The organism is Acinetobacter sp. WC-743 (assembly GCF_000335555.1).
Taxonomy (GTDB): Bacteria; Pseudomonadota; Gammaproteobacteria; order Pseudomonadales; family Moraxellaceae; genus Acinetobacter; species Acinetobacter bereziniae.
Map to the genome: position 1 here is coordinate 1 of NZ_AMFQ01000123.1, position 8965 is coordinate 8965.

Sequence of the window (8965 nt, forward strand, 5' to 3'; positions counted from 1 at the left end):
GGAGCCTGTAAAAACTTCTGTGTAAATGTCGCTTAAATGAAAGCGTCTAAACGACCTTCAAATTCGATCATAAACCGACTCATAGCAGCACGCCAATCCCGAATTGGCATATTCCACTTTTTTGATGCAGCTTCAATTGCCAAATAGATTACCTTTCTGACCGAGTCATCGGTTGGAAAGAGCTTACGCTTCTTGATTGCCTGCCGAATCACACTATTTAGTGATTCAAACTTGCGGAGCAATACTCCTCAGGTGGTGTAAATCGCTTTACGAATATCTGCTGGATAAGCAAACAAGGTATTTAGGTTCTGCCAGTGCCCGTACCAAGATTTGCTAATCTGCGGGTATTTATCATCCCATGTGCTCGCAAAGACTTCTAATGCCTGCAAGGCAGACTCTTCAGTAACAGCTTGATAAATACGCTTCAAGTCACTGGTGACGGCTTTATAGTCCTTCCAACTCACATATTTCAAACTGTTGCGTACCATGTGGATAATACATAGTTGAATGCGTGTTTGTGGGTAGACGGTAGTAATCGCATCAGGAAAGCCTTTCAAACCATCTACACAGGCAATCAGAATGTCTTGTACACCACGATTCTTTAGTTCTGTTAGAACGGACAGCCAGAATTTGGCACCTTCATTCTCGGCGATCCACATACCCAGCAGTTCTTTGTGACCCTCAAGGTTAACACCCAATGCTAGAAAGACAGCTTTGTTAATAACGCTGTTGTCCTGTCTGACCTTCACCACAATGCAATCAAGGTACACGATGGGGTAAATGTTATCGAGTGGGCGATTCTGCCACTCAATCACTTGCTCTTTAACCGCATCTGTCACCTTGGAAATCAAACTAGGAGATACATCTGCATCGTATAGTTCTTTGAATGTACTGACGATTTCACGGGTGGTCATGCCTTTGGCATACAGCGATAGGATTTGGCTATCCATGCTGGTGATTCTGGTTTGGTGTTTCTTCACCAATTGTGGTTCAAATGTACCATCACGATCACGTGGGGTATTCAGCTCAAACTCACCATCACCCGTGAGTAGTTGCTTCTTACTGTAGCCATTACGTGCATTGCCTTTGGCACTAGGCTGGTGACGCTCATGCCCTAAATGCTCAGTGAGTTCTGCATTTAGGGCTGTTTCAACGGTAAGTTTCTTTAGAGCTTTACTGAATTCATTCAGGTCAGAATCTGTTTTTAGGTTTTTGGCAAATTCTTTTGCCAGTGCCATCAATTGACTGTGATCCATTGTGGATGTCTCCATCTATCCCTATTACAGGGTACTAAGATTTGGACATTTACACAGTTTTATTTACAGGCTCTTTTTAATCATTTGAACTTTATAAAGTACCTTATAAATAAAAGGTCTTTTTTCAAATTAAAACCAACTCAAGCGATCTATTTTCCAATTTAACATTTAAAATAGATAGCATCTTATAAACCTTAAAATACTAAAAAAATATACCTACAATAATTTGCGAATAAACATTTAAATTAGAATTTCCAAGTTGCAACCCACCCTTAGAAACATTGTTTTTCGGTTTAAAAAATCCAATTAATGGACTGATAAAATAGTGTTCTTTAATCATCCATTTTGTAAATATGTCTATTTCACGCCCACTATAATCATATGTAGACTTATTTATACTATTAAAGTTAAAATAAGATATCCCTAACTCTAATCCTTCTAAAGGGAATATACTTGCACCTAAATAATGCACTCTTAAATTAGTACTAAATGGCCCACCATAATTCGCAGCAACCTCACCTTGGAACCATGTACCATAGGTACCATTAGAGCCATAGAAAAGTGGATCATATTGTTCTGAAAACTGACTATATCTATAAATCAAGTTCGGGCTTCCCAAGACTTTATCAAGTTTAAAATTGGTTTGTAGGTACCAGGCACTTTCTTCCTTGTTTTGTATTGAATCTTGATAGGCATATTCACCGGAAAGCAACAAATAATCAGTTCCAACATTATTTACAAAACGCAAACTTACGGTGTCCATATTACGTCGATCTTTTAATCCAAGAGTTTTTGTTAGCAGTTGATCTTGGTTCAGTCCTCGAATCCATGTCAAACCAAAGACATTTTGATCACTCACATTTTCTAGAGTCATCGCTGCTAATTCTGTTTTAGCCTGGGCTTTATTGTCTGATTTCAACCACATTAAATCACTTCTTATACCCTCCTCTCCCCCCAGGGAGATCTTTGCAGTTTGAGCAAACGATTTTCTTGCAGCTAAATAATATGCACCACCTCTGGAAATATCTACGCCTACATCTGCATTACCATAATTAAACATATCCCCCAACAACAGAAAACCTTCTCCAATTCTTATAGACTGTTTCCCAACAGATAAACCTAGACCATTTTGTCCTAAAATTGGAATTAAATTACCAGACTTCCATCCAATACTAGCATTTTCAATATTTGTTTTACGTTCACTACCTCGGGTTATTCCTGCAGCATCCCCATCCCCCCATGTAGCAGAACTGATCAAGTCAAATGTTCCATAAAGATGGCTATCACTTTTTAATTTTTGATCAAGAGTAAAACCATATTTTGCATACCCCTCTTGCCATGAAGAATTGCCAATCTGTTTATTACCCATTACATTATAGTTTTCTTGGCTATGCATGGCCGCACTAATAGCTTCAAGATTTAAATTAAGTTTTAGTCCATTATTATCATATATTTCTTCAGCATATAATGATATAGAGTACATATTTAATATCAAAGCTGTTGTGATGCTAAATATATGATGAATAAATTCTCTCATTTTCTTTAGTGTCTCTTCGATAATTTCGAAATTACTTTTTATTTTTTTCATAGATTCACCTTAACAAATCATTTATTTTGGTTCAAATTGAGACTTTGATAAATATTCTTTAATTCTAGGTCTGATTATTTTCTCTTAAAATTAACCATCTATCAGTTTCAATAACAAACCTCATTAAACTCCGTAAATAAAGCTGATAAAATTAATATTTTAATTGATATTTTTAATGCATTTATAGATATTAAGAATATCTTTAATAATGCATCTTACAAATAGTGAATTCAGGCGATAGTAATGAGTTTCCTTGCCACAATCAAAATAATTAAATTTTATTCATCAGCTTTCACTTATCATATTAATAGCTTTAATTTTTATCAGAATTCAATATATACTAAATTCCTAAGCCAACTGTTGAATTACAGATTTTATCCCACCAAACAAGATTTGATGATTAAGCTATTATTGAGTTATTTCAATATTAAAAATACTGATCTCTTAAAGATATATAAACAACATACATATGATTCTGATTTAGAAAAGTTTCCAATAAGGACAACCTTCCTAAATCTTTAAAACTTATATCTGCTGTTTAAGAATTTTTCGCTTATAGGCTCTCCAAGTAATCGCCCACTTTTCAGGATCTTCCATTTCAGCTTCATTAACACGATGTACAACTTGACAGTGAGGTGCAGTTTTGACAATTTCAGGATGGCTGTATGCTTCGTCAATAATAATTTCTAATACATCAACCCACTTATCCAAATCTTCTTTTGACCACATTTCACCTGCTTCAGGTGTGAAAGGTTGAGGCACTAGCCATGGTTCATGTGAGAGCCAATAAGCATCTATCCCAAAATCTGTCATACGTGCTTGAATATCAAATGTTGTAACCCCTGTATCTTCAAATAGTTTCTGTACACTAAACCTTGTCATTTCCAAACGGCGCACTTTAAGGTGTTCGTGTGAACGATTAACGCCTCTTAGGGTCATTAAACGTTTTTCCATATAGTTATTGCCCAAAACTGAAAGGTCTGCTGCCTCTTTAATGCCCTCAAGTCCCATTGCAAGAGTCCAAGCATAAGCCTTTATAATGATTGGAATATTACCTAAGAATTCACGAACTTTTTCAATAGCATAGGGTGCATCTTGTTTTAAATGATAGTGTTTACCATCAAATGTGACTTGTGGTTTAGGTAAAAATTGAGCCAGCTCTTCACTACAACCATAGGCACCTAATGCTGGACCACCCCCACCTTTGGGTACACCAAAAGTTTTATGTAACATAAACATACAAGCATCAAAACCAAGCTCTCGTGCCCGAATTCGTCCCATTACACCATTAAAGTTTGCATGATCGTAAAAGCATAAACCACCAGCATCATGTACAATTTCAATCCATTGTTTAATGTTGGGATTATATATTCCCATATCATCAGGATTATTTAACATTAAAGCAGCAGTCCGATCAGAAACAGCAGCTTTTAAGGCTTCTAATGTCGGATATCCATCAGGACCGAGTGGTAAAGTGATCACTTTAAATCCCGCAGTTGCTGCTGTAGCGGGATTACATGGATGTGATTGAATAGTCGTAATAATTTCATCACGTTTACCTAACTCCCCCTTTGACTGTAGCCAAGCTACGAGTGACACAATTATGTGTATATGCTGCATCTGCACCGCCTGCAGGTTGAAAAGTAAATTGCGACATCCCGGATAATTGACATAACATTTCATTAAATTCATAAATAATCTGTAATGTCCCCTGTATCGTACTTTGATCCTGTAGAGGGTGAGTCTCTGCAACTTCTGGACGCCCTACCAACAATTCATTCAATCTCGGATTGTATTTCATGGTACATGTACCAAATAAATTAACCCCCATCATCCCCAACGTTTCCTGAGAGAGATGTAAATAATGACGCAGTACATCCGGTTCAGATAATTCAGGCAACTCCAAAGCACCAATACGTTGCATACCTTCTGGGATCAGGTCAGATAAAAGGCCTTGTTGAGCGAATAGCATTTCAGATATGGGAGGAAATAATATACCCCGACGACCTGCTTTACTCATTTCCATAATCACTGGTTCATTCCAACGAATTGCATGATAGCCTGTATTTCTTATATCCTTATTCATTTTCAAGTACCTCCTGTAAAGCTTTTACAGCCTGATCTATTTCTTTTAGACTATGTACTTCAGTTACAGCCCAAAGTGCAGTTTGTCCATAATTTGGAAAATGTGTCGAGAGATCAAACCCACCAAAAATACCTTTTCTTAAAAGTCCAGTATTAATTTGTTCTACAGTTTTGCCAGTTGCCGTAAAATCAATCACAAATTCCTTAAAGAACCCATGTTTAAATTTGATCTGTACATTTGGGATTTCAGAAATTTTCTGAGCAGCGTAAATAGAATTACGAAGAATATTTTCACCAAGTTCTTTAAAACCTTGTGGACCTAATGTTGACATATACACAGCATTGACCACAGCCCATAAATATACTGACGTGCCTGTCCAATCCTTACCTTGTTCTCTCAATCCATAAGAAGACTGATGCATTAGTGGACGACCAAAACCATATTCATCAGGTTTTAATGTAGTTCCAATGGATACCATCAATGCATTGTATTCTCTGGCATAACGCTCCTCATCTCGTGTAGCAATAAAACCACCCAAACCTCCACCAAAATTCATATGGATACCAAGGGGTTGCGTAGTGCCAACAACAATGTCAGCTCCTAGACTTGCAGGTGATGCCAAAATACCTAAACAAGTAGGATCAACACCAATGATCAATTCACTACCATATTTTGTCGCTAAATCAGCTATCATTTTCATCTGTGTTTCAATGACGCCCAAAAAATTAGGTATTTCAATATAAATGGCACATACTGATGCAGATAAATGCTTTTCTAAATCCAAAAGATCTAGTAAACTATTTTTTTCATCAGATTTAATCTGTGTGATTTCAATACGATTTCGTGTATTTTCTGGTTGGCAATAGTTTTTGATCACTGAAAGGCGTTCAGGGCACATAATTTCTGGAATAAGAACGTTATAACGATGGGTCAATCGAGATGCCATACGAATAGCATGACCTGCAGCACAGCCCCAACTATAAACAGGCAGACTTACAATCTCTAAATCAACCAACTCACCTAACTGACTCGCATATTCAAACCATGCTTGATTTCTACCATGATCTGCTGAAGGTATACCCCACATAGACGTGAGAAATTCACTTCGATTTGCAATTTCATCACAAATCGCAGGGACATGATGTTGCCAACAACCAGCACCTAAAAAGTTAATAGTATCTTCACAGTGCATATTTTTTTTAAGAATATTCAAAATATGGCGTTTTAACGAGATTTCACTGGTTAATGGATCAGCTAACCTAATATTACCTGTAGCAATATGTTCTTTGGGAATTTCAACAAATAGATCCTCTATTTGATTGACCCCAATGGATTTAAGCATTTCTTGTTTTATGGCCTCTGTCGCGTTTGCCATAAATGGATGAGCTGTCTTTGTCATATCTATATTCCTTGATTTATTCTAAGCACAATGTGATGGACTTTCTGCCCATTTGTCCTATTTATTAAATAAAAGCTTATAACACAGTAAAAAAATGAGTGTGGATGCATGTCGAAAATGTGTTCTTTTTTTGACTTTACCAAATTGACACATGGCGTAAATTAACAAGATCGAAAGGAGTATTCACAATGATCGTAAAAAAAATAGGATTAATTATTAATCCATATGCAGGATTAGGTGGAAAAGTTGGCTTAAAAGGTACAGATGGTTTAGAGACTGTTCTTGAAGCTTTATCTTTGGGCTCTGTAGCAATGGCAGAAACACGTACCCATCTTGCGCTCTCAGAAATCAGAAGTTCTTCCCATGTAGTTATTTATACAGCATCAGCAAATATGGGAGCTAATCTTTGTCAAGAACTTAAATTAAATCATCATATTATTTACCAATCATCAGAACTAGAAACTTGTGCAAATGACAGTATAAAAACTGCTCAGAAATTATTGGACTTGAATGTTGATCTAATTATATTTGCTGGAGGTGATGGTACCGCCAGAGATATTCAAACAATTATTACAGATCGTATTCCTATGATTGGAATACCTTGTGGTGTAAAAATGTATTCTGGGGTGTTTGCACTAAATCCAAGACATGCTGGTATATTAATCAATACTTTTATCAATAATGAAAAAAATGATATCAAAGAAACTGAAATTCTTGATATTAATGAAAACTATTTAAGAGCAGATTGCCCCACAACTCAACTCTACGGTTATGCAAAAACCCTTCTAGACCGAAGAATACAATCATCTAAAGGCTCAAAAAAAAGCCAACCAACCGATCATTTAGATGCTATCTGTTATGATAATTCGAAGTTATTATTTTCATCAGAAGTGGTAAATATTGTAGGTCCTGGTTCAACCATGAAAAAACTTATGGATTATGCAAATATCGAAGGAACCTTATTAGGTGTTGATGTTATCAAAGAAGGAAAAATCATCATAAAAGATGCTAATGAGCAACAGATTTTGAATATAATTCAGGATGTTCCTACAAAAATATTTGTAGGAGTCATTGGAGGTACGGGGTGTTTGTTTGGTCGTGGTAACCAACAAATCAGTGCTAAAGTCATTGATTTAGTTGGTAAGGCAAATATTAAAGTAATCTGTACTATGGATAAAATTCTTTCATTAGAAAATAATGAATTTTTTGTAGATACAGGATGTTGTGAGGTTGATCAAAAACTTTCAGGATTTATCAAGGTGCAAGTAGAAAAAAATAACTTTATGCTCGTAGGTATCAAATGTTAGGAGCCTGTAAATAAAACTGTGTAAATGTCCAAATCTTAGTACCCTGTAATAGGGATAGATGGAGACATCCACAATGGATCACAGTCAATTGATGGCACTGGCAAAAGAATTTGCCAAAAACCTAAAAACAGATTCTGACCTGAATGAATTCAGTAAAGCTCTAAAGAAACTTACCGTTGAAACAGCCCTAAATGCAGAACTCACTGAGCATTTAGGGCATGAGCGTCACCAGCCTAGTGCCAAAGGCAATGCACGTAATGGCTACAGTAAGAAGCAACTACTCACGGGTGATGGTGAGTTTGAGCTGAATACCCCACGTGATCGTGATGGTACATTTGAACCACAATTGGTGAAGAAACACCAAACCAGAATCACCAGCATGGATAGCCAAATCCTATCGCTGTATGCCAAAGGCATGACCACCCGTGAAATCGTCAGTACATTCAAAGAACTATACGATGCAGATGTATCTCCTAGTTTGATTTCCAAGGTGACAGATGCGGTTAAAGAGCAAGTGATTGAGTGGCAGAATCGCCCACTCGATAACATTTACCCCATCGTGTACCTTGATTGCATTGTGGTGAAGGTCAGACAGGACAACAGCGTTATTAACAAAGCTGTCTTTCTAGCATTGGGTGTTAACCTTGAGGGTCACAAAGAACTGCTGGGTATGTGGATCGCCGAGAATGAAGGTGCCAAATTCTGGCTGTCCGTTCTAACAGAACTAAAGAATCGTGGTGTACAAGACATTCTGATTGCCTGTGTAGATGGTTTGAAAGGCTTTCCTGATGCGATTACTACCGTCTACCCACAAACACGCATTCAACTATGTATTATCCACATGGTACGCAACAGTTTGAAATATGTGAGTTGGAAGGACTATAAAGCCGTCACCAGTGACTTGAAGCGTATTTATCAAGCTGTTACTGAAGAGTCTGCCTTGCAGGCATTAGAAGTCTTTGCGAGCACATGGGATGATAAATACCCGCAGATTAGCAAATCTTGGTACGGGCACTGGCAGAACCTAAATACCTTGTTTGCTTATCCAGCAGATATTCGTAAAGCGATTTACACCACCTGAGGAGTATTGCTCCGCAAGTTTGAATCACTAAATAGTGTGATTCGGCAGGCAATCAAGAAGCGTAAGCTCTTTCCAACCGATGACTCGGTCAGAAAGGTAATCTATTTGGCAATTGAAGCTGCATCAAAAAAGTGGAATATGCCAATTCGGGATTGGCGTGCTGCTATGAGTCGGTTTATGATCGAATTTGAAGGTCGTTTAGACGCTTTCATTTAAGCGACATTTACACAGAAGTTTTTACAGGCTCC

5 protein-coding genes and 2 pseudogenes are annotated in these 8965 nt (G+C 37.2%); 2 read left to right on the forward strand and 5 right to left on the reverse strand.

The genetic code is table 11. The annotated features are described in order from the left end of the window. Positions 1-32 precede the first annotated feature (32 nt). The 5 genes and pseudogenes from ACINWC743_RS18505 to gcvPA form a co-directional block, all read right to left on the reverse strand. A pseudogene (locus ACINWC743_RS18505) lies at positions 33-1256 on the reverse strand (IS256 family transposase). A 202-nt stretch (positions 1257-1458) separates the two neighbouring features. Beyond that, positions 1459-2844 carry a hypothetical protein gene (locus tag ACINWC743_RS18510; protein ID WP_009586531.1) on the reverse strand — a complete coding sequence of 462 codons (1386 nt, stop codon included), beginning with the start codon at positions 2842-2844 and terminating at the stop codon, positions 1459-1461. 525 nt (positions 2845-3369) lie between these two features. Beyond that, positions 3370-4464 (reverse strand): aminotransferase class V-fold PLP-dependent enzyme, encoded by a 1095-nt coding sequence (locus ACINWC743_RS18515; RefSeq protein WP_227510947.1) that lies wholly within the window; start codon positions 4462-4464, stop codon positions 3370-3372. Further along, the gene (locus ACINWC743_RS24945; RefSeq protein ID WP_009586528.1) at positions 4400-4930 is read right to left on the reverse strand and encodes a glycine dehydrogenase subunit 2 domain protein; all 531 of its coding nucleotides are present in this window, start codon (positions 4928-4930) and stop codon (positions 4400-4402) included. Before ACINWC743_RS24945 ends, ACINWC743_RS18515 begins: the two co-directional genes overlap by 65 nt. Next, complete coding sequence (gcvPA, locus tag ACINWC743_RS18520) at positions 4923-6329, reverse strand: aminomethyl-transferring glycine dehydrogenase subunit GcvPA (RefSeq protein WP_009586532.1); 1407 nt, start codon at positions 6327-6329, stop codon at positions 4923-4925. The genes ACINWC743_RS24945 and gcvPA overlap by 8 nt, the downstream gene beginning before the upstream one ends. Positions 6330-6517: 188 nt before the next feature. Here gcvPA and ACINWC743_RS18525 point away from each other — a divergent pair, with 188 nt between their 5' ends. Then, a complete protein-coding gene (locus ACINWC743_RS18525; protein WP_009586533.1) occupies positions 6518-7636 on the forward strand; it encodes an ATP-NAD kinase family protein in 1119 nt (372 codons plus the stop codon). A 73-nt stretch (positions 7637-7709) separates the two neighbouring features. Further along, positions 7710-8933 (forward strand): annotated as a pseudogene (locus ACINWC743_RS18530) (IS256 family transposase). The last annotated feature ends 32 nt before the right edge of the window (positions 8934-8965 follow it).